The sequence below is a fragment of the Larkinella fluvii genome, assembly GCF_051857545.1.
Classification (GTDB): domain Bacteria; phylum Bacteroidota; class Bacteroidia; order Cytophagales; family Spirosomataceae; genus Larkinella.
This window is the reverse complement of sequence record NZ_JBPZHB010000004.1, coordinates 554,844-576,000: the sequence shown is the minus strand read 5'-3', so window position 1 is coordinate 576,000 and position 21,157 is coordinate 554,844. Positions and strand designations below refer to the sequence as shown.

Below are 21,157 nucleotides of genomic sequence, written 5' to 3'. Positions count from 1 at the left end.
TTGCGAAGTGAAAAGTACCTTTTTTACGCCGTCAGGAAATGCGGCCTGGGTTTTCGTTGGCAAAAGCCGACCAGGCTCCTTTCTTCGATTTCTTACCCGTCGATTTGGTTCCCGGCAGCGCATTTTTGTGAAAATGATGGCAAATGGCAATCGCCAGGGCATCGGTCGCATCGAAAAACTCCGGATTGAGTTCGGCATGCAGCAAGTGCCCCACCATGTGAGAGACCTGCTCTTTGGACGCATTGCCGTTGCCCGTCACCGACTGCTTCACCTTCCGGGGGGAATATTCCACGATCGGAATGCCGCGTGACAGCGCAGCGGCCATGGCCACCCCCTGTGCGCGCCCCAGTTTCAGCATCGCCTGAACGTTTTTCCCGAAAAAGGGATCTTCAATCGCCATTTCATCGGGCAGGTGTTCCTCGATGAGTTGAATCATCCGATCAAAGAGTTTCTTCAATTTCAGTTCGTGGGTGCTATATTTGCTCAGGTGAATGACGCCGTATTGCAGCATACTCATCTGATCTTTCTGGATTCGGATGACGCCATAACCCGCAATCTGCGTTCCGGGATCGACCCCCAGAATAATTTTGTCGTACGCTTCAAGTTCGGTAGCAGCAAGTGGAATGGGCATGGAAGGTCGTACGGATTTTTAGCAAGGAAACTATGCAAAGTAACGGGTTCGTCCCTCAAAGAACGTATTCCAGGACCAAAAAAATCGTTTTTTGGTCGAAAATCGGCATTCTTACCCTGATCGTCAGTTACATCGGTATTACCCTGAATCGCCAGCAACACGACCTGCAATCCGTCTTCACCTACTGGAAAACCGCCAACTGGCTCAGCCTTCCGGCTTTGCTGTTGCTATTGCTCACGCCCGCCAACTGGCTGCTCGAAGCCCTGAAATGGAAGATTCTGGTGCAACGGGTCGAACCCATTTCCCTAAAAGAAGCGACCCAGGGTGTGCTGGCCGGTCTGGCGATGGGGTTTGCCCTGCCCGCCCAACTGGGCGACACCGCCGGCCGGCTGCTTTCGCTCCGCTCCGACCAACGCTGGCAGGGCATCGGTGCGGCCCTTGTTTCGGGCGGAATGCAGTTTCTGGCCGCCGTCTTTTTCGGAACCATCGCCCTCTTCGTCCAGCTTCAGTTCGAGACGGAAGCGTGGCCCGTTGCGCAGGGGTTGCTGTTCTGGCTTCTGGTGCTAACGATGGGGCTGGCGGTTTTGGCGGCCTGGCAGCGGCACCGCCTGGTTCATCTGCCCGTTCGCTGGCTGCAACGCTGGGAAAAATACTGGTCGGTCGCTTCCTATTATACGACGACAGAATTGGTCCTGGCTTTCAGTGCGGCCTCGCTCCGCTACCTGACTTTCTCGCTGCAATTTTATTTTGCCTTGCTCATTTTCGGCATTCAGTTACCGCTTCGGGAAACCGCCACGGGGATCGGGCTGGTGTATCTGGGAAAAACGATTATTCCGGCTTTTAACCTGCTCAGTGATCTGGGTGTTCGGGAAGCCACGTCTATGTGGGTGTTCGGCCAATGGCAGGTTCCGGCTCCGCAAATTCTGTCGGCGACGCTCACGCTCTGGTTGTTCAATATTCTGGCCCCGGTGTTGGTCGGGCTGTTCTGGGTCTGGAAACTAAAGCTATCAACGAACTGACCGGCCATGTTTTACATCCTCCTCTTCATCTCCATCAGTTACGCTTTCTTCACGCTTATTCTGGCCGTAACCTGGTGGCGAATGACCGTTTTCACGGCTCCCGCAACGTCCCAAAACGCGAAATCACCCCGAATCAGTGTCATTATTCCGGTTCGCAACGAAGAACATACCTTGCCCCTGCTGCTGCGTGATTTGCAAAACCAGACCTATCCCCCCGACGGTTTTGAAGTCATTGTTGCGGACGACTCGTCTACGGACAACACTCTGAAAATCACGCATTCGCTGGTTGGACAGATGCCCTATTCCCTCCGTCCGCTGCCACTGGCCAACGAACCGACCACGTCGCCGAAGAAACGGGCGATTCGGCAAAGCATAGCGATGTCCACCGGTGACCTGATCGTAACGACCGACGGCGACTGCCGCGTAGGACCGAAGTGGCTCGAAACGATTGCGGCTTTTTACCAGCAAACCGGCGCCCAACTCATCAGTGGCCCGATCAGTTTCAACACCGATCATTCCGCTTTTGGCAACCTTCAAACCGTTGAAAGCAGCAGCCTCATCGGCGCGGGGGCCTGCACGATGGCGCTGGGCTTTCCGACGATGTGCAACGGAGCCAATCTGACCTACGAAAAACGAGCTTTCGAAGCCGTAGACGGTTTTGACGGCATCGACCATGTGGCTTCTGGCGACGATGAATTGCTCATGCACAAGATTGCCAGCCGCTATCCCGCGGGCGTAAAATTTCTAAAAAGCCCGGATGCGATTGTCCACACCGCTCCGCAGCCGACGCTGGAAGCATTCTACCACCAGCGGAAGCGGTGGGCCAGCAAATGGCGCGCGTACCAGAGCATTTTGCCTTCGATTTTAGCGGTTTTTATCTTTGCCAGCAACCTGGCGTTGCCCGTCGCCCTGCTCGCTTATGGCTTCGGGAATCTGTCGGCGATTCAACTAATCGGCATCGTGGCCTTGAAAGCTGTACCGGAGTGGCTATTTTTGGGCTCCGTATTGGTGTTCCTGAAAAAAAAGCCGGTGCTTTTCTGGATTCCGGTCACGCAACTGGTGTATCCGTTGTACGTGGTTTTTTTCGGGCTGGCGGCTCAACAAAAGGGATTCCGCTGGAAAGACCGGACGTTGCGTTAATCCCACCAAAAACCGCATCAGCGAACCGATTCTATGTTTTTACATAAAACAAATTTCCTGCTTCGGGCCTTCTACCCCCGGTTTGAGTGGCGCGTTCCGACTCAGGAGAAGGTGATTTACCTGACGTTTGACGACGGCCCCATCCCGGACATCACCGAATTTGTGTTGGAAACGCTGCAAAACCACCAGGCCAAAGCGACGTTTTTTTGCATTGGCGACAACGTCAAAAAGCATCCCGGGATTTTTCAGCAGGTACACCAGGCAGGCCATTCCATTGGCAATCACACCTTTAATCATTTAAATGGCTGGAAAACCGAGGACGAACCGTATCTGGAAAACGTTCGGCAGTGTCAGCATCAGTTGGACCTGCCTACCCGGCTTTTTCGTCCGCCCTACGGCCGCATGAAACGCAGCCAGGGCCACGAAGTCCTGAAGACGTATGATGTCATCATGTGGGATGTGCTGACGGGCGATTTTTCGCTGTCGCTGCAGCCGGAAGTGGTTTTGCAAAAAACGCTGAAATACACCGAACCGGGTTCCATCATCCTGTTTCACGACAGCCTGAAAGCCTGGCCCCGCATGAGTTACGCCTTGCCACGGGTACTATCCCATTTTTCAGAACGCGGGTATCGCTTTGACGGTTTACCCCAAACGTCCGGTTTCAGGACTTCGGTGGCGTGAATATCGACGTCAGCATTCTGATTGCCGCCCGCAATGAGGAAGACACCATTCTCCGCTGTCTTCAGGCCATCGAGCAACTTCGGTATCCGCCGGAACGCTACGAAGTACTGATTGGCAATGACCAGTCGGAGGACCAAACCGGAGAACTGGTGGCCGGTTTTATTCGCAATAAACCGCGTTACCGTCTTTTTTCCATATCGCAAACAGTGGGAAAACAGTCCGGAAAAGCTAATGTACTGGCCCAGCTAGCCCAGCACGCGCAGGGCCGGATTCTGCTGTTTACCGATGCCGATTGCGAAGTGTCGCCCGACTGGCTCTCCGGGATGGTAAAACCGTTTGAACAGGAACGACTCGGGATTTTGACGGGCTGTACGCAGATTGTCGGGCAAACGGTTTTTCAGAAACTACAGGCCGTCGACTGGTTTTATGGTCAGTACCTGATCAAGCAATTGACCGATCTGAACGTTCCGGTGACGGCAATGGGCAACAACATGGCGGTGCGTCGAACGGCGTATGATGCCATCGGCGGCTACGAAAATCTCCCTTTTTCGGTGGTGGAAGATTACCAACTGTTTACGGAGATCGTTCAACACGGTTTTTCGTTTGGCCACCTTTTCAATCGGGAGGTTCTGGCAACTACCCGACCGTTACCGGATTGGCGAAGCTGGCTGCACCAACGAAAACGCTGGATGGTCGGGGCATTGCAGTTACCGCCGTACTTTATCGTCCTTTTTGTTCTGCAACTGCTTTTTTATCCTCTGCTGATCGTTCTGGCGTTCTGGTTTCCGACCGCAGCGGCAACGATCTGGCTTCTGAAGTTTGTTACCCAGACGGCCCAACTGCTCTGGATTCTAAACCGGTTTCGCCGGTGGGACCTGTTGCCGTATTTGATCGGCTTCGAGTTTTACCTGCACATCGGCTATTTTATTTCACTCATTTATTATTGGTTACCCACGAAGCTGGTCTGGAAAGGCCGAACGTATTCATGATCGACACCCACGCCCATATTTACGATTTGCAGTTTGAGGACAAGGAAGCCATGCTGTCGGCGGCTGAAGCCCAGGGCGTTTCTCAAATCTGGATGCCCAATTGCGCCACCGAAACCATCGACGCCATGATGGCCCTGGCCGAACAGTTTCCCGACCGCTGTTTGCCGATGATGGGGCTTCACCCCTGCTACGTCAACGAAACCGTCGAGGATGAACTGGCGACCGTCGAAAGCTGGCTGAACCGCTATCCGTTTTTTGCCATCGGCGAAATTGGGCTGGATTTTTACTGGGATCTGACCCACGTCGACCGCCAGTTTGAAGCCTTCACGGTTCAGTTGCAATGGGCCTCGCAGCGAAATGTACCCATTTCCATTCACAGCCGTTCCGCTGCCAACGGCGGTCGAAATGCCTTTGCCGAGGCTGCCGATCTCATCGAAAAACTGGCTCTGCCCAACCTGAACGGCATTTTTCACTGTTTCGTCGGAACTTTGGAGGAAGCGCACCGCGCCATTGAACTGGGTTTCAAATTGGGCATCGGTGGCGTTTCGACTTTTAAAAATGGCGGCTTGGATAAAGTATTGCCATTCATCGACCTGGAGCATCTGGTGCTCGAAACCGATGCGCCGTATCTGGCTCCTGTCCCCTACCGGGGCAAACGAAATGAACCGGCGTATCTAAAGCTGATTGCCCAGCGGGTCGCCGATTTGAAGCAGGTTCCGCTCGCACAGGTCAATGCGCAAACCACCAAAAATGCCCAACAGCTTTTGATTCGCTAACATGTATCGCACCATTCATATCAATCCGGTTTTGCCCGGACAGTCCCGTTCTTCGGTTTTGGTCATCTACACCGGCGGCACGCTGGGCATGGTTTACGACCGCCAGAATGACCAGCTTATCCCTTTTGATTTTGATCAGATTCTGGATCGGGTTCCCGAAATCCGGCGGCTCGATTTTGAAGTAACGGTTATTGTGCTGAGCGAACTGATCGATTCTTCGAACATGAAACCAGGAAACTGGATTCATCTGGCCCGCATCATTCGGGACAACTACGATGCCTACGACAGTTTTGTTATCCTGCACGGAACGGACACGATGGCCTACACGGCCTCTGCCCTCAGTTTTTTGCTCGAAGGACTAAACAAACCGGTGATTCTGACGGGTGCGCAATTGCCCATTGGCGTGGCCCGGTCGGATGCGCGCGAAAATTTTATTACGGCGATGGAAATTGCCGCTGCGCAGGAAAACGGTCGGCCAATGGTGCCGGAAGTCTGTATTTACTTCAATTCGATGCTGCTGCGGGGCAATCGGGCGAAGAAAAAGGAAAGTGTGCATTTCAACGCATTTCATTCCGAAAACTACCCGCATCTGGCGATGGCCGGTGTCAATATCGAATACAATACGCCGTTTATTCATCCGTATGTGCCGGAATCAAAGCTGACAGTTTACGAGGAAATGGACACGCACGTGGTCGTTCTGCCGCTTTTTCCGGGTGTCAACCACCAGATTATCAGCGCCATTCTGGGCATTCCGGGTTTAAAAGGGCTGGTACTGGAAAGTTACGGTTCCGGAAATGCGCCGACGGAAGCCTGGTTTCTGAATGCGCTGGGGAGTGCCATTCAACGCGGTCTGGTCATTTTTAACGTCTCCCAATGCGACGGCGGCCGGGTGACGCAGGGGCGCTACCAAACCAGCAAAGCCCTGGACCAAATTGGCGTGTTGAGCGGCAGTGACAGCACTGTCGAAGCGGCCATCACCAAATTGATGTTCCTGCTCGCCAACGAACCGGATCAGGACCGGTTGAAAAAACGCCTGGTTACGCCGATTTGTGGAGAAATGAGCCTGTAAGGATCAAAAACTGGTTGTAAGTTTCAGGAATAACCCGCATCTTTGCATCCCGTTTCGACCCAGAGAGATGTCCGAGTGGTTGAAGGAGCACGCCTGGAAAGTGTGTATACGTCTAAAGCGTATCGCGGGTTCGAATCCCGCTCTCTCTGCCAGAAGTAATTATTAGGTGAATTTAAGCCGATGGCTGTCCTTGTTTCAAACATTGACAGCCATTTTTTTTGCTCATTTTGAAGTGGTTAACAGACAAGGTTACATCCGAGGTTACACTAAAACTTTAAGGTTACAGTTGGCCTTTTAGACTGAAAGTTGATCTTGAATTTGAATCGATTCATTTAAACAGACAAGAAGTAGTAACAAATCTACTTCATATGTCTTATCATGTTAATCGAATGGAAGTACTTTTCTGGTTCCGTAAAAGTTTAGTTAATGAAGTTACAAATCCTGAATTATTGAATGGTACAATCCAAATTAGAATCACCGTAAACACCGAAAGAGTCGAGCTTGGTTCGACACACATTAAATGCATTCGAAAAGCATGGAATCAGGAGAATCAGTCATTTACAGGGCGTACCGAGTGGGCATCCGAGCAGACCAAAAAAATAGAAAAACTCCGGAGCCAAATCCACAAAATTTATGAAGATTTAGATCGGGATGGTCATGAAATAAATGCAAATTTAATTAAGCAATTATTCTGCGCACCGGTTTCAAGTCGTAGAAAAAAGGATGCTTCCAAATCAAACATGGTCCGCCGATTTGTCTATAATGTCGGTGATCTTTTCGATTTCAGGAAAGCCGCCGACCAAAAAAGAGTTGACAGAAAGAAACTATCGGTAGAGACGATGAAGGTGCGGGCGAATTATGCCAAAAATATCCTGCATTTTCTTGAGTCGGAAGGACTATTAAGTAGTCCAGCCACCTCCTTGACCGAGAATCATATGGAAGACCTTCTTTTATATTTACTCAGTGATAAGGGCTTTGGTGATAAACATACTGAAAAACACATGTATTACCTGAAATCAGTTTTCTCCTGGGCCTTCAATAAGAGCTTAATCCGAAAAAACCCAATTGCTGAGTATATTGTGGAATCTTCAGACTATGAACCAGATACAACTCACTTGGAAGTTCCCGATCTAACTAGGCTCATTCACTTTGATTTTCACCGGCTTGCTCGTAAAGGAGTTATCCATCCCGATACTGCTGATCGGCTTGAGCAGGAGCGCGACGCATTCGTATTCAACTGCTTTTCAGGAATGCACCATGTTGATTACACCTCGAAGCATTTTCACATCAATATAGATATAAGAGGGACTTATTGGCTTCAAGGAAAAAGGCAAAAGACGGGGAGAGAGTTTCTTCTGAAGTTGCTGGAACCAGCAGTCAATATCTACCAAAAATATGGAAGCGACTTAACAAAGCTTCCATCGAAATCTAATCAGAAACGAAACGATTCTTTGAAGCTGATTGCCGCATGGACATCCATTGAAATGAATTTAAGCACTAAAATTGCCCGTAAAACGTTCGCAGACATGGCCTTGAATGTCATGATGATTTCCCAAGAAGATGTAGCCGCCATGCTGGGGCTTACTTCCACAAAATATCTTCGTCACTATGTAAAAATCCGCCAGCAAAGACTCGAAAAGCTGATCACAAGCTGGGAATCCATTAGCGGTTTAACTGCTTAAGCCAGTTTGAATTATTTTGTTACCAGATATTTGTTTGGCGTAACATTTGACCGTTTTGAATCACAAGATTCTGTGCTTTAAAATAGATACTCATTGTATTACAACGCCCGGTCATCGTGACCGGGCGTTTTTTTTTCGTCCTTTCCTACCCCCTCTGATCCCGGGAACTTCGGCTTTCATTTCAATTCAACCAAACCGAAGTTTTCAATGGACATCAATCCAACCGCCAAGGCCACAGCCGAAGAAGCCGCCCACCAGATCAACCAGTTGATGGGGGATGAAGGCTACTCCATCGAAGAGAAAATCGCCATTCGACGGGAGCTCGACACCCTGATCCGCAAGCAGATCGACGACAACATCCTCAAACTGCAAACCCTGCGTTCGTCGATCTGATGAAATCCGCTTTTTCACTCCGCAAATCGGCCACCGCTCCGGATCAGACACCGGAGCCGGAGGCCACTCCGGAACCGGTGCCCGACGTCCATCTTTCGGACGATCCGGAACTTTCCGGGGAACCCGACCGACCGGGGTTTCAGCGCTGGGTGGCGACCCTTCCGACGTCGCTGGGGCAATGGCTCCGGCAGAGCCGGGTGCTCATCGGGCTGGCCATTGCCTTCCTGCTGTTCTGGAACCTGGCCGACTGGACCAGCGCCACCGGTGCCCGCATGCGCCCCGGCCAGTATGCCTACTCCAACGAGATGGCCCAGCTCTGGACGGCCACCTACCGCCTGGTGTTCATCATCGGCGTGGTGGTAGCCATCATCAAACTCACCGTTCCGGCCCTGATCCGCTACTGGCGACGGGATGTCGAAACGGGATTCGATGCGTCCACCGATTTTCTGTTTCACCTTACTCCCCACCAGCGTCTATGGTTTTCGTTCGCACTCTTGTTTGCGCTTTGCTACTTGTTCATTCTGCTGCTTGGGGTCAGACTGCCCGAATCGCCGAGCGTCGGGCTGTGATCCAGACCGCCCAGAAGTACGTAGGTACGCGGGAAACGGGCGAAAACCGGGGCCAACCCGCCCGCCTGTTCATGCAGCCCTACGGCTATCCGCCCGGAACGCCCTGGTGTGGTCTGTTTGTGCACCACATTTTTACGACCGCGCACGTGCAGCACGGCGTGAAAGGCCCGGCCCTGGCGGCTAACTGGGCCATTCCGGCCACGGCCATCGTGTCCCGATCGGGCCGAATGACGACCGGGCGCGTGCCGGTGGCGGGCGATCTGGCGCTGTACCGGTTTCAGAGCAGGCGCATCAATCACATCGAAATCATTGTGCGCTGGGCGCTCGACGACGACGAAACCTATTTCTGGGCGCTGGGCGGCAACACCTCCAACCCGGCCAATGCGCGGCAGCAGGGGGTCTACATCAAGAAGCGCCTGAAGCACGAAGCGTACCTGGTGATCAACCGCATCGACCCGTTTTAACTCACTTTTTTCTTTTCTAAATACCCGTGAACATTCTGAAAATGAAACAACTCTGGGTGCTGGCGCTGCTACTGGGTCTGGTAGCGGCCCGGCCCTGGGGGCTCATCAACCACCACCTGGGGCTGGAGCCCGCCCCCTCCGAAAACCTGATTCCGCTGGAGTCCGACAGCCTGATGGCCCAGCCCATGATCATCCAACTACCCCCGGCGGCCGTCGACACACTGTCGCTGCGGGTGGCCCAGCGCGACAGCCTGAAACGCGTGCTGGAGCTGGAACTGAAGGCGAAGGAAAAGAGCATTGCTGGCCTGCAAAAGAAGCTCCGGAAAAAGCAGCAGGACCTGGTCTCGCTGGAAGAGATTCACGCCATGACCGAAATCCAGAAGAAGTCGGGCGGTGATCCTTAGCGGCCCAGCGACCGATCTAAAAACCGACTGCATTCAGCGGATTCGCCGGGCAGGTCTGATATATCCCGAAACGGCAGTGGGCATTTCGTATCTGGAGACCGGCGGCTGGAACCCCCGTCACCGGATCGTGCGCTATAACAACTGGTTTGCTTTTCGCCAGAACAGCCGGGATTTTGCCAGCGGGCTGGGATCGGGCGGGTACTGCATCTACGCCAGCGTCGAGCGGTCATTGGCCGACTACCGGGCCTACGAACGGCAGGTGATCGACCGCTACCGGCTGACCACGGAAACCCAGTACCGGCAATTCATCGCCCAGACGTACAGTGAAGACCGGCGCTACGCCCGCAAGCTGAACAAGGCCATTCAAATTATCCAGCCATGACTACGATTCGCTTCTATTTTATGGGCATTTGGACGGGACTTATGATAGCCCTGTGCCTATTCTTCTTATTCCGGTGGACTAAAACCCCAGCGGTCACCCCCGATTCCACCCCAATTCAGGGCGCACTCCAGGCCCAGCACCGGGCCGATTCGGTGCAGGCGCTGCTGGCGGTCTGGCAACAGCAACGCCGGATCGATTCGCTCACTCTTTTACTGCTTCACCGTCATGTACTTGATTCGATGCGGGCTCATGCTCGCCTTTCTGACCTGGATGTCCTGCGCAAAATCAACGGCGCAATCCCCAAACGCTGACAGCCTGGCCGTGGTCCGTCAGTTTGTGGGCAATGCCAAACCACTCCTGGACAGCCTGACGGCCCTGCATTTTGCGCGGCTGGAGCTGCGGATGCTCAACGAGCAGAATCAGCGCCACCGGCAGCAGCGCGACCAGATGGCCCAGGGCTATGTGCTGGCCCAGCAGCAGATCGGCCAGGGAAGCCAGGACCAGTTGGCCCTGAGACAGCAACTCGCGCTCGAGCGGCAAAAACGACGGCGGGCCCAGTGGCGAAACTGGGGACTGGGAGCGCTGACGGGCTATCTGATCTACCGTAAACTGTGTCCTTCCTGTCGGTTCTAAGGGGTGTTTTCTTCGCCGTATGAAGACCATCAGCAAGCGGGCGGTGTTCGCCGAGATTCACCAGGACATCCGGGAAGGCGGGCAACCCCACGAATTTTCCATCGACTACGTCAAAAAAGACGGCACCCTGGGCCACAAGGAGCGGGTGAGCAAAACCGCTCAGCGCCTGCCGGGCCAGCGCGGCTACCGGGGCCACGTGAATCTGAACCACGTGCTGCTGCTGCAAAACCGGGCCACCGGCCAGGTCTTCGAAGTTCTCATCGATCTGTTGACGCACTACAACGGCATCCGGATCAATCATACCTACTAACACGCATGGAATGGATTAACGATAACGTGGCCGTGGTCACCTCCAAAGGGCATACGGCGGCTATCTTGCAACTCACGGACCGGTTGGGTCGTGACCACGCCTACGGCTCGCTGGCCGTGACGCTGGGCGGCTCGGGTCTGGAGCACGTGCCCTGGGGGGCGGGCGACAACCAGCCGAACACGATGGGTGTGCTGGTGCAGAAAAACAACCAGATCCGCCCGCTGCTGGAGTCCAATCGCGACATGATTTACGGGTCGGGCATCACGTTTTTTCAGCGCATCGTTGAAAACGGCAAAAAGCGCCTGGAACCCTTCGAAGACCCGCAACTCGACGAGTGGCAGCTCAAAACCCGCCTGGCCTACTACGCCATTGCGGCCATCAACGAACGGCTGACCAACGGCAACCACTTCACCCGCTTTGAGCTGGATCTGGACGGCCTGCCCACGCTCGACGTGGTCGACTGCTACAGCATGCGCATCGACCAGGCCAGCAGCAAAAAGGAACGCCGATTCTTTTTCAACCCCTACTTCGGCGAATACGCCTATTTCCGGCCCCGCGAATCGGAACCCCTGCCGGGCTTCAATTTCGCCGATCCGCTGCGCCACGTGGTCAGCGTTTTGCACAGCCGGGAGCACCTGTCGGGCAACCCGCACTACGCTTTTCCGAGCTGGTGGGGGGCGTCGGAATGGATCGAACTGGCCAACCTGATCCCGGTTTTTCACCGGAGCGGCATCACCAACGGCTACAACATCAAGTACCTGGTGAAAATGCCGAAGGATTATTTCGATACGGAAGGCGGCAAGCCGCTGCCGGTGGAGAAGATCCACGCCCGGTGGCGGGAATTCTCCGAAAACCTGTCGCAGTGGATGGCGGGCACCAAGAACGTCAACAAGACGCTGATCCTGAAATACCTGCGCGGGGACGACAACAAGCCGCTGGACAGCATCGACGTGGTGCCATTGAAAAACGAGATGTCGGACGACGCCTACGCCAAGGTCTGGGAAATGGCCAATGTCAGCATTGCCAATGCCGCAGGGATTCTGCCCACCCTGGCGGGCGTGAATCCGGGCAAGGGCAACGACTCGGGTTCGCAAATCCGGGTGATGGCCGACTTTCAGCAGCATTTCCGCACGCCGGTGCACCACCAGATTCTGCTCGAACCGATTCAGTATGCCCTGCGGCTGATGGGTTACCGCGATGTGGTGCCCGTTTTTACGGGGGTGCAGATCACCACTTTGGACGTCAATAAAGAAGGCACTCAGCCAGTCACGAACCAGAAAACCGACGCATGATGCTGACCCAGGAGATTTTGAAAGCCCAGTTGGGGAGCCTCCAGGCCAGCATGGAGGAAGAAACGGTGGCCCCGTTCTGCCGTCACGCCGAACGCTGGTTTCGGGACGAAATTGGCCCGGACCTGTACGCTTTCCTGCAAAACGAGACCGATTCGGAGCTGCTGCGGCTGGCGCACAGCACGCTGGCCTGGCAAGCCTACAGCCTGGCGTTTCCGCACCAGAAGTTCCGGGTGGGTGATCTGGGCATGATGAAAATGACGCCCCAGGGGGCCATTGCCGTTACGAAGTGGGAATACGTCGACAGCCGCGACGCGAATTTGTCGATGCTGGACTTATCGCTGGAGTATTTTTTTCGGGAACTGGAAGCCATCCGGCCCGCAGCCTGGACGGGATCGGCGGCCTTTGGTCAGCGGAACCGGCATTTCCTGCGATCGGCGGGCGAACTGGCCGACCTGCTGCCGATTGCGGGCCGCAACTACCGGTTTTTCCAGAAGCTGGTGCCCTTCATCGACGACGTAGAGCGTGAGCTGATCCGGGCCACGTTGACGGCCCCGGTATACCGGGACCTGTTGACCCGCTGGCGCGACGCCACTACGGCCTGGACACTGGAGGAAGAAGAGCTGATCGAGCTGATCCGCCCGGCGGTGGCCTATCTGGCGGTGTTCCAGGCTTGGCCTTATTTGCCGCTGTCGTTTTCGGAAATCGGTATTGCCGAACGACGGCAGAAGGACGGCACCGGCGGGGAAGAAGTAGCCGCCGATGGCGGGCAGCGCAACCACCTGCGCCGACAACTGGAGCAGGACGGCCAAATCCGGCTGGCCCGGATTCGCACGTTTCTGGACGAAACGGCCACCCCCACCCGGTTTGCGGGCTACTACCAGGCCAACCTGAGCGGCCCGGCCCTGGCGGCCGACGATTTCACCGACAAACCCCACGTCATTCTCTGATGAAAACGTTTGAACTCGACGGCGTTTCGTACCAGATGCCGCAATCCTGGGATGAAATCCCCGCTCCGTTCCTGCCGAAATGGATCAAACTGATCTACCTGACGCCCGCTACCGGGGCGATGTATCACGAGCTGCTGCGGCTGGCGCTGGGCGTGTCCGCCAAACGCTGGAAAAAGCTCCAGCAAAAGCACTTCGGTGCGAACCTTCCCGATTGGGTGCGCCGGAAAAACGCCGAAGTGCTGCACCAGCTCATCCGCTGGCTGGCCTGGGCCTGGGAGCAGCCGGTCGACCGCCAGCCAGTCGAGTTTTTAAAGGTCGATCGGGAGCGGTGGCTGTTGCCCGAACCGGGCCTGGTGAGCACCAGTTTTGGCGAACTGACCGATCTGTACATTCACCTACAGGCCTTCATCCAGCCAGTGAATACGGTGGAGGCCACTGATGCGATGGCGGCCCTGGACAGCCTGGTGGCTACGGCCTGCCGTCCGCACCGTCCCCTGGCCGAAATGATGCTGCCGGACTGGAACGGCGACCGGCGGGAAGCCTACAACGAATTCATTGCCCGGCAGCGCAGCCAACGGGTGGCGGTGCTGCCGTTCGACGAAAAATTACCCATTCTGCTCTATGTGACCAGCAGCATCAAAGCCGTGCTGGACAAGTACACGCTGTTCGATCCGGCGGACGCGGGTGGGGACTCCACAGAGACTTACGCCGGTCAGGGCTTTATCAAGAATGGACACCTATTGGCCGAAAAGGGGATTTTCGGCACCCTGAAGCAAACCCAGCAGGCCAACGCTCACGAGGTGCTGCTGTTTCTGGAAGAGCACCGGCAGGACGCCCTGACCGCATATGAACGCCAAAAACAAGCCGACCAATGATCACCCGGGAACTGTACTGGAATTACTTTCAGCCGCTGGCCACGGCCATCGCTCCGGAGGGACTGGTGCTGATGGCCGAAGCCGACCGCATGGAACGGCTGCTGACGGCGTCGGTCAACAAGAAGATTTACCCGGCGGTGTTTTCGATGCGCCCGGCCTACAAGGTGATCGACAACGGGGCCGAACAGTTTGCCCTGCGGTTTAGCGTCATCTTTTACGTATTTTGCAAGAGCAAGGCCGGGGACGAAGCCAGCCAGGAAGCTGCTTTCGACCAGGCCGAAGAGATTGCCCTGGCGATTATCAAGCAACTTCGGCGCGATCACCTGGAAACGGTGGATGTGGATTTCGACTACAATTCGGCCGCCCTGGAACCCGTCACGCTGATGACGCTCGACGCGACACAGGGTTACGAAGTGAAGCTCCAACTGGTGCTGGCGGCTAATGAGGTGTTTCGCAACTATTTCGACGAGTAACCATGCTGCGTAAAAAGATTTTGTTCTGGGCCGTCTGGCTACTGGCTGCCCCCCTGGTGTTTATTTACTACGTCTGTAGCCGACGCGGTTCGGTGCGGGCGCAACTTGCCTACTGGCGATCGGGACTACCCTGGACCAAAACCGCCCTGGTTCGCCTGTCGGTCTGGCAGAACCTTGTGCAGCAGAAACCCGTTCAGCGGCACCTGCATAATCTACACCGTCGACGGCGGTAGTTTTAACCTCAATTTTAATCTACTTAATCTTTTAAAAAAGTGTAAAACTTAAGCATCATTTTAAAGTCTCCACCAAGGCATCTCTACCAGTCTGTATTTTAAATAATTGTCCCCATTCCGAAAGGTTATGATTTCGGAGATTCTTTTTTCTAGATGATCCGATTGGAAAGGATGTTGCCAATTCGGTATATTGATCCATTGGTTAAAGTGTAAGCGATAGTTTTTCAAAAAACCAGTGCCGACTAAATAAGCGAAGAACCGCGTTAAGTCTTCGTCAAACGTGGAACTAGCCCCAATTTCAAGATAGGCTTTTTCCATCACATCGAATTCGGGAAGTAAAGGCCCACCCTGAGTCCTGCACAACCTGACTAAATCGTCTCTTTGGAACGAATTGAAAGCGGGATTGATGTATTTGTTCATCCACCTATCCCACTTTACTAAGTCCGGTTTCTCATAATACTTATCGAGAAAGGTTTGGAAAGGCAAATCCTTTCGGTCTTGTCTGTATAGTTCAATATCCCACATTTCTCTTGGGTGAATAATAGAATGTAAAGTTAATTATTTAACGTCCTTTTCGACCAACTGGGCTGGTGGCACCTTGCGGGCCTAACTTGCAAGGAATCATGATTGATTTACGCGCCACCGATCGGGTGTTTTACCCCTTACACTTTTCCCGCAACCGCCTGGAAGTGCTCATCGATGCCGCCGACACCACGCTGGCGGACCGCACCGATTTGCGCTATTCGCTCACCCTGCTGGTGCCGGAATACCCCCAAAGCAGCGTATTGGAGGGGCTGACGACGCTCCAGGGCCGGGAGCGTCCACCCCGCCAGACCGGCGGCATCACCCTGTTCGAAGGCGCTCCCTTCCGCATCGATGCGGTGTTGGACGGTTTTCTGGAGAGCCAGAAACCGGCCTTCAACCAGACGGAGCTGAGCGTGATTCCCACCCTGACGATGCCCTACGCGCTGGTCGAGAAAGTCACCGGCGGCACGCCCCCGGTCAACACCGAAGTGACCGGTGAGCGCCAGTGGGTGTTTCGGGGTGGTCTCAATCCGGAAGACTTTGCGGGCTGGGAAAACCGGTTTTTCGACGGGCATCTGGCCACCACCCGCCAGTTTCTGACCTGGCAACCCAATCCCAAAACCATAGCGGCCACCCAGCCCGATTACCTGTATTTTCTGCTCAACAGTTCGCCCCTGCCCGCCCAGATCCTGCGCCGGGTCAAAGCCGTTTACGCCGATGGCCACAGCGAAGTACACACTACCGGCACACTGACAGGCGCGGCCCTGTACCAGGTGGTGTGTTGTCCGGCGGGACTATCAGCCCAAAGCCTTTCGGGAAATATCGTCAGCTACCAGCTCTGGCTGTCGGACGAAAACCACCGGCGGCTCAGCGAGGTGCGCACCTACCGGATCGATGGGCGGCTGCGGACCACCGAACGGTTTATCCTGTTCGAAAACAGCCTGTCGGGCTTCGACTCGCTGCGGCTGCTGGGTAGCCTGGAGGAAAAGGAAACCGTCAGCCGCTACACCGTCGAAACCGATGAGTTTGGGGCAACGGCGGTGGACTTCTCCAGCCTGCGGATCGTGCACACCGAAACCGCCACCACGCTGACGGTGTCGACGGGCTATTTTGAGCAGAACGCGGAAGGCTGGAACCGGTATCTATCGGAACTGCTGCTGAGCCGGGCGGTGTACCTGGTCGACGAAAAAGGCCACATTCCGCTCACGCTGGTGACCGCCGAGCGGGTGGCCCACGACGACGAGGCCGATTTGTGGGCCACCACCCTGGTGTTTCAGAAAAGCAACCCCCGGCACAGTTTCAGTGCGCTGCCAGTGGCCACGGCCCAGCCCCAGCGGCCCACCGGTTGGCGGGGCGTGGGCTTCCGCCATGTGCTCGACAGTTTCGGCAAACGCACCGGCCTGGGTGTGCCGATCCGCCTGCGGAAATACTACCCCGATGACGAAAAAGACGTCAAACCCGTCACCGAAAAGGCCAACAGCCCCGGCGATCCGGATTACATCAGCCCGACCCCGATTCCGGGCGTCGTCGTGGGGTCAACACCGTTTCCTTCGGCGGCTATTAGCCGGGCGGGCACGTTCCGACGCAGCAATTGCCCCGGTGGCCAGGAAGGCGGTCCAGCACTGATCAGTGTTCCGGCGGAAAAGTACGGCGGGGAATCGGCCGGCGAGGCCAACCAGCGGGCGGAAGCCGAGTTTGCGGCCCTCAATACCCAGGCGTATGCTGATCAGTTCGGCAGTTGTTCGCTATCGGAAACCTACGCCTGGGCGGTTCCGGCGGGCCAGTGGCACATCCGCTTCAGCGATGCGGTGAACCTGGCGATTTACCACGCCGGAGGGGGCGGCACCGACATGGGCAACTTGGCCTCTCTCCAGGATTTGACCGGCACGTTCGTTTATCCGGCCCGCTCCAACGACCTGAACTTTCCGGTGGGCGATTCGGCCTGGCGCTTTTTTACTTTCGGCCCGCCGAATCAGAACCGCAGCGTGGTGCTGTACCGCAACGGGACGCTGCTCTACACCCGGGCGTTTACGCTCAACAGCGACGGTTTTGAAAACCACGATTTGCTCATGCACGAGGGCAGCCCCATCGCCCTAACATCGGGTGACAAACTCTTTTTGAAACTCATATGAGCCTGGACATTCGCATCGACGACCAATCGGTCGACCTGTCGGCGGGCAGTTCGCTGGAACTGAACCTGACCAACCCGCACTTCGATTACGGCAAGATTGCCGGAATGGTGGCCAACCTGCCCCCGTTTCCGCTGACGCTTCGCAACCGGCGGATTTTCGGCTACTGGGATCAGCCCCAGGCTGGCGGGATTTTGCAGCGCCACCGGCTGGGGCAATATTACAACGGCCAGTTGATCCGGGAAGCGGTGTATCTGCTTACGGAAGCGGGACCCACGGGCTACACCGGCCAGGCTGTGGAGCCGATCGGGGAGTTTTTCGGCGACTGGACCAACCGGCCCCTGACTGAACTGGACCTGGGCACGGTGGAGCTGCCGTCCGTGGTTCCGCCCAGCCTGGCCGGTGCCGGGCTGGTGTTTCCCACCATCGTCAACCCGGATTTCTACGGCACCAATGGCCCGGCGGTGGGCTACACCGGGAAGGTGAACGACTACGCGGGCGGGGGCTATCTGAACACCCCGGCCCGCCCGCTGGTGCCGATGCTGACCGTCAAATCTGTGCTGGAGCGCATTGCCCTGGCGACGGGGGTCGACATTTATGGACCGGTTTTTATGGAGTCTCCGCCCTATGCCGACCTGGTGCTCTACAACACCCGGGCACTGGATGGCCGCACGACCGTGGTGGTGAATCAGCATGTGCCGGGTCTGACGGTGGCCGAATTCTTCCTTGAACTGCGCAGGCTGCTGAACCTGCAACTGGAATTCAATACGGTGGCCCGGCGTCTGCGGATTGGCTTCTGGGACCCCTGCCTTAACCAACCGGCCAGCCGGGACTGGAGTCGGAAAGCGGTGGGGCCACCGGTGAAAACGCCGGAGCTTAACACCCGGCTGCAACTGAGCTATGAGCTCGACGGCGGGGACGGGCTGATGAAGGACAAGCCCGCCGAGTTGGCCGACTACCTGAGCCCGGGGGAAGGGGGCCTGGCCAGCCTGAAAAGCAAGTTTTCGACGCTACTGGTGGACAGCACCACCGGCACGGCGAAAGCCGCCCAGCCCGGGATCACGGAGCAATTTGGCCAACTTACCCAGGCGTTTGCGCCCCGATTGTTATTCTGGAATGGGGTCATTGGTGGGGTACCATCGGCCAGCCCCATCAGTGACAGTGGTTTCATAACGCTGTTCTGGAACGGGACAAATGGCCTGGTCGACCGAAACTGGTCCATATTGGAGTCTATGCGGGCAGAACAGTTTTATATCAAACAGGCCCTTGATTTTAACGAGACGGACCTGGCAAGTCTGCGGTGGGACCAGAAAGTTCACATCAATGGAACGGACTATTTCGTGCTCAGCGTGACCGTCAGCCTGCCGATCCGGAAACCGGCGGATTGTCTGCTGGTGGCGGGTTAATTTCAGTATAGTAATACCAGTCGACCATTCGAACTACAATCCGGATTAACTCTTTTTCCTGCAAATTTGACGGAAGTGCTTCCAATAAAATCGGGAGATGCCGTACGGGCATGGCAAAGCCAGTTGGTTCGTAACTATCCATCTGTAGTAAGGTGCGAAAATGCAGGACTTTCACTCGCAGCCCGGTTTTTCGATCCAAAATAAAAGCCGCTCCTTCCTGGGGAGCGGCTTCATTGTTTTCCAATTGATAGCGTTCTCTCATGGGCTGGGTGGCTCCCAGCGCTCAAAATGAACTTTGTTGTCATGCTGAACGTCGGGCGGCCGGATGATGTACAGTTCCGACTCACCCTGGTTCTCGGTGAGGTAAAAAGGTCGCCACAGTTGTTGACGAATGTAAATCGGCACGTTGCGCGATTTCCATTTGGTACTGCGCCCATCCAGTTGGGCAAACGTCGACCGGGCCAGAGCCATGCCCTGACGGAAAATTTGTGCTTCTGTAATCATGTATTTAAGCCTGTTGGTAACCCGCTGGCTGGCGGGGAATGGTGGCAATTTACAAAAATCAGGGACAAATAATTGTCCTTTCCCGGCAACCGGGTTCGCAAGAGTTTTGGGATAGATTTACTCAACGTCCCATGAAAGCTCTTTTAAAAACGCCCCTTACCTACTACGGCGGCAAGCAGCTCATGCTGCCCCACCTGCTGCCCAAAGTACCGGAACACTACACCTACGTCGAGCCCTTTTTCGGGGGTGGGGCACTGTTCTGGGCCAAACCACCCAGCCCGGCCGAAGTGGTCAACGACATTAGCAACCGGCTCATTTCGTTCTATAAAGTGCTCAAATACGATCTGGATGAGTTGCAGACGCTGATCGACGAAACCTTTCACAGCCGGGAGCAGCACCGCCAGACGGATGCGGAGTATAAGGCCGGGGCGGACGAAATTCCGGATCTGCTCCGGATGGCCTGGGCGGTTTGGGTGCAGGCCAACATGAGTTTCAGTAGCGAGATCGGGGCCGGTTTCGGCTACGATCGGAAGGGCAAGTGCGCCCTGAAAATCTTCAATAAAAAGAAGCTGCTCACCGACGCCTACCAGGAGCGGTTGAAACGGGTCACGATCGAAAGTTACGACGTGCTGAAGGTGATCAAAGCCTACGACACACCCGAGACGTTTTTCTACCTCGATCCGCCCTATGTTTCCAGCGACCAGGGCATGTACAAAGGGTATACCCGGGCGGATTTTGTCCGGCTGCTCGATGCCTGCGCGGGCCTGAAAGGGAAGTTTTTACTCAGCTCCTACCCAGAAACGGATTTGCTGACTTACCGGGAGAAATGGGGCTGGAAAAGCGAAGAACACACCAAACTGCTGGCCGTCGACGGCACCCGGTCGACCCCAAAAACGAAAGTCGAATGCCTGACCTGGAATTACTGATCGTACCCGATCAAAAACCCGAAAGCCCGGAAATTCCGGGCTTTTTTTTATGTCCTTCTTTCCGGGAGACTGCCTGCGGATTTTCGTAGCATGGCAGATTCCCCCGGAACTTCAGCGGGCCTGCGCGGGGATGCGCGGGCCACCTGGCTCACCACCAACCGCGACGCGGCAGTCATTCTAAACGGCTACATCAAAAAGACCGAAGAACTCTTCAAACAACGCGCCCAGGCGGCTGGATTGAACCTGACCGGCGAAATGCTGGGCTCGTTTCGCACCTATGCCGCTACCGAAGCGGAAGGGTACGTCGCGGCCAGGCTGAGCCTATCGCCCGTCGCCCGCATCAGGGACTTGCAATCGATGAATTATTCGCGCACCCCGCCCCTGTCGGCCATGGTCCGGATGGTGGAAAACACCATCGCAAAAGAGGGACGCGGTTTTTATCGCCAGGTGCCGGGCTACCCCCCGGGCGTGTGGCCAGCCGCCGAGACAGCCGCCATCGAACGCATTGCCTGGGGCCTGAAGATGCACTTCCGGCGCTACCCCAACGTGAAGCGCGGCTACCGGGGCATTTATTCCGATCCGCTGCTGGCCGACGTGTTGCCCTACCTGTTCCGCGATCTGCTCGAGTCTGCCGGGCAGACGGCTATCCGGGGAATGAAACTCGCCGTCGACTTTAACTGACCCCGCAATGGCGGACCACCCACA

General features: G+C 55.7%; 27 protein-coding genes and 1 tRNA gene. 25 read left to right on the top strand and 3 right to left on the bottom strand.

Annotated elements, in window-relative coordinates; genetic code table 11:
- Positions 1-31 precede the first annotated feature (31 nt).
- Positions 32-631 carry a crossover junction endodeoxyribonuclease RuvC gene (gene ruvC / locus ACS5NO_RS12920; RefSeq protein ID WP_114409552.1) on the bottom strand — a complete coding sequence of 200 codons (600 nt, stop codon included), beginning with the start codon at positions 629-631 and terminating at the stop codon, positions 32-34.
- A 32-nt stretch (positions 632-663) separates the two neighbouring features.
- Here ruvC and ACS5NO_RS12915 point away from each other — a divergent pair, with 32 nt between their 5' ends.
- From ACS5NO_RS12915 to ACS5NO_RS12805, 23 genes are all read left to right on the top strand, one after another.
- Complete coding sequence (locus tag ACS5NO_RS12915) at positions 664-1,650, top strand: lysylphosphatidylglycerol synthase domain-containing protein (protein ID WP_439415534.1); 987 nt, start codon at positions 664-666, stop codon at positions 1,648-1,650.
- Positions 1,651-1,656: 6 nt separating this feature from the next.
- The gene (locus ACS5NO_RS12910) at positions 1,657-2,790 is read left to right on the top strand and encodes a glycosyltransferase (protein ID WP_439415533.1); all 1,134 of its coding nucleotides are present in this window, start codon (positions 1,657-1,659) and stop codon (positions 2,788-2,790) included.
- Positions 2,791-2,823: 33 nt separating this feature from the next.
- Entirely contained in the window at positions 2,824-3,471 is a 648-nt protein-coding gene (locus ACS5NO_RS12905) for a polysaccharide deacetylase family protein (protein WP_439415532.1), read from the top strand.
- Positions 3,468-4,460, top strand: coding sequence for a glycosyltransferase (locus tag ACS5NO_RS12900; protein ID WP_439415531.1), 993 nt, complete (start codon positions 3,468-3,470; stop codon positions 4,458-4,460). The genes ACS5NO_RS12905 and ACS5NO_RS12900 overlap by 4 nt, the downstream gene beginning before the upstream one ends.
- Positions 4,457-5,236, top strand: a complete 780-nt coding sequence (locus ACS5NO_RS12895; protein ID WP_439415530.1) for a TatD family hydrolase — start codon at positions 4,457-4,459, stop codon at positions 5,234-5,236. The genes ACS5NO_RS12900 and ACS5NO_RS12895 overlap by 4 nt, the downstream gene beginning before the upstream one ends.
- Position 5,237: 1 nt before the next feature.
- Positions 5,238-6,305 (top strand): asparaginase, encoded by a 1,068-nt coding sequence (locus tag ACS5NO_RS12890; RefSeq protein WP_439415529.1) that lies wholly within the window; start codon positions 5,238-5,240, stop codon positions 6,303-6,305.
- Between the two features lie 61 nt (positions 6,306-6,366).
- Positions 6,367-6,457: transfer RNA gene (locus ACS5NO_RS12885), tRNA-Ser, on the top strand.
- Between the two features lie 237 nt (positions 6,458-6,694).
- Entirely contained in the window at positions 6,695-7,987 is a 1,293-nt protein-coding gene (locus tag ACS5NO_RS12880; protein WP_439415528.1) for a hypothetical protein, read from the top strand.
- 207 nt (positions 7,988-8,194) lie between these two features.
- On the top strand, positions 8,195-8,380 hold the full coding sequence (locus ACS5NO_RS12875) for a hypothetical protein (RefSeq protein WP_439415527.1): 186 nt from the start codon (positions 8,195-8,197) through the stop codon (positions 8,378-8,380).
- Entirely contained in the window at positions 8,380-8,949 is a 570-nt protein-coding gene (locus ACS5NO_RS12870; RefSeq protein ID WP_439415526.1) for a hypothetical protein, read from the top strand. The genes ACS5NO_RS12875 and ACS5NO_RS12870 overlap by 1 nt, the downstream gene beginning before the upstream one ends.
- The gene (locus tag ACS5NO_RS12865) at positions 8,946-9,413 is read left to right on the top strand and encodes a C40 family peptidase (RefSeq protein WP_439415525.1); all 468 of its coding nucleotides are present in this window, start codon (positions 8,946-8,948) and stop codon (positions 9,411-9,413) included. The genes ACS5NO_RS12870 and ACS5NO_RS12865 overlap by 4 nt, the downstream gene beginning before the upstream one ends.
- 41 nt (positions 9,414-9,454) lie before the next feature.
- On the top strand, positions 9,455-9,817 hold the full coding sequence (locus tag ACS5NO_RS12860; protein WP_439415524.1) for a hypothetical protein: 363 nt from the start codon (positions 9,455-9,457) through the stop codon (positions 9,815-9,817).
- The gene (locus ACS5NO_RS12855; protein WP_439415523.1) at positions 9,807-10,199 is read left to right on the top strand and encodes a hypothetical protein; all 393 of its coding nucleotides are present in this window, start codon (positions 9,807-9,809) and stop codon (positions 10,197-10,199) included. The genes ACS5NO_RS12860 and ACS5NO_RS12855 overlap by 11 nt, the downstream gene beginning before the upstream one ends.
- Positions 10,196-10,510 (top strand): hypothetical protein, encoded by a 315-nt coding sequence (locus tag ACS5NO_RS12850; protein ID WP_439415522.1) that lies wholly within the window; start codon positions 10,196-10,198, stop codon positions 10,508-10,510. Before ACS5NO_RS12855 ends, ACS5NO_RS12850 begins: the two co-directional genes overlap by 4 nt.
- Positions 10,470-10,832, top strand: coding sequence for a hypothetical protein (locus ACS5NO_RS12845; protein ID WP_439415521.1), 363 nt, complete (start codon positions 10,470-10,472; stop codon positions 10,830-10,832). The genes ACS5NO_RS12850 and ACS5NO_RS12845 overlap by 41 nt, the downstream gene beginning before the upstream one ends.
- A 19-nt stretch (positions 10,833-10,851) precedes the next feature.
- Positions 10,852-11,142 carry a hypothetical protein gene (locus tag ACS5NO_RS12840; RefSeq protein ID WP_439415520.1) on the top strand — a complete coding sequence of 97 codons (291 nt, stop codon included), beginning with the start codon at positions 10,852-10,854 and terminating at the stop codon, positions 11,140-11,142.
- Positions 11,143-11,147: 5 nt separating this feature from the next.
- Positions 11,148-12,434, top strand: a complete 1,287-nt coding sequence (locus ACS5NO_RS12835; protein WP_439415519.1) for a hypothetical protein — start codon at positions 11,148-11,150, stop codon at positions 12,432-12,434.
- Positions 12,431-13,381, top strand: a complete 951-nt coding sequence (locus ACS5NO_RS12830) for a DUF6712 family protein (RefSeq protein ID WP_439415518.1) — start codon at positions 12,431-12,433, stop codon at positions 13,379-13,381. The genes ACS5NO_RS12835 and ACS5NO_RS12830 overlap by 4 nt, the downstream gene beginning before the upstream one ends.
- Positions 13,381-14,256: a hypothetical protein gene (locus ACS5NO_RS12825; RefSeq protein ID WP_439415517.1), complete on the top strand. Its 876-nt coding sequence runs from the start codon at positions 13,381-13,383 to the stop codon at positions 14,254-14,256. Before ACS5NO_RS12830 ends, ACS5NO_RS12825 begins: the two co-directional genes overlap by 1 nt.
- Positions 14,253-14,729, top strand: a complete 477-nt coding sequence (locus tag ACS5NO_RS12820) for a hypothetical protein (RefSeq protein ID WP_439415516.1) — start codon at positions 14,253-14,255, stop codon at positions 14,727-14,729. The genes ACS5NO_RS12825 and ACS5NO_RS12820 overlap by 4 nt, the downstream gene beginning before the upstream one ends.
- Positions 14,730-14,731: 2 nt before the next feature.
- The gene (locus tag ACS5NO_RS12815) at positions 14,732-14,962 is read left to right on the top strand and encodes a hypothetical protein (protein WP_439415515.1); all 231 of its coding nucleotides are present in this window, start codon (positions 14,732-14,734) and stop codon (positions 14,960-14,962) included.
- Between the two features lie 623 nt (positions 14,963-15,585).
- Positions 15,586-17,619, top strand: coding sequence for a DUF5977 domain-containing protein (locus ACS5NO_RS12810; protein WP_439415514.1), 2,034 nt, complete (start codon positions 15,586-15,588; stop codon positions 17,617-17,619).
- The gene (locus ACS5NO_RS12805) at positions 17,616-19,022 is read left to right on the top strand and encodes a hypothetical protein (protein WP_439415513.1); all 1,407 of its coding nucleotides are present in this window, start codon (positions 17,616-17,618) and stop codon (positions 19,020-19,022) included. The genes ACS5NO_RS12810 and ACS5NO_RS12805 overlap by 4 nt, the downstream gene beginning before the upstream one ends.
- Here ACS5NO_RS12805 and ACS5NO_RS12800 read toward each other — a convergent pair.
- A complete protein-coding gene (locus tag ACS5NO_RS12800) occupies positions 18,973-19,284 on the bottom strand; it encodes a hypothetical protein (protein ID WP_439415512.1) in 312 nt (103 codons plus the stop codon). The genes ACS5NO_RS12805 and ACS5NO_RS12800 overlap by 50 nt on opposite strands.
- Entirely contained in the window at positions 19,281-19,526 is a 246-nt protein-coding gene (locus ACS5NO_RS12795) for a hypothetical protein (protein ID WP_439415511.1), read from the bottom strand. Before ACS5NO_RS12795 ends, ACS5NO_RS12800 begins: the two co-directional genes overlap by 4 nt.
- A 131-nt stretch (positions 19,527-19,657) precedes the next feature.
- Here ACS5NO_RS12795 and ACS5NO_RS12790 point away from each other — a divergent pair, with 131 nt between their 5' ends.
- On the top strand, positions 19,658-20,452 hold the full coding sequence (locus ACS5NO_RS12790) for a DNA adenine methylase (RefSeq protein ID WP_439415510.1): 795 nt from the start codon (positions 19,658-19,660) through the stop codon (positions 20,450-20,452).
- 90 nt (positions 20,453-20,542) lie between these two features.
- Positions 20,543-21,133, top strand: a complete 591-nt coding sequence (locus tag ACS5NO_RS12785; RefSeq protein ID WP_439415509.1) for a hypothetical protein — start codon at positions 20,543-20,545, stop codon at positions 21,131-21,133.
- Positions 21,134-21,157: the final 24 nt, after the last annotated feature.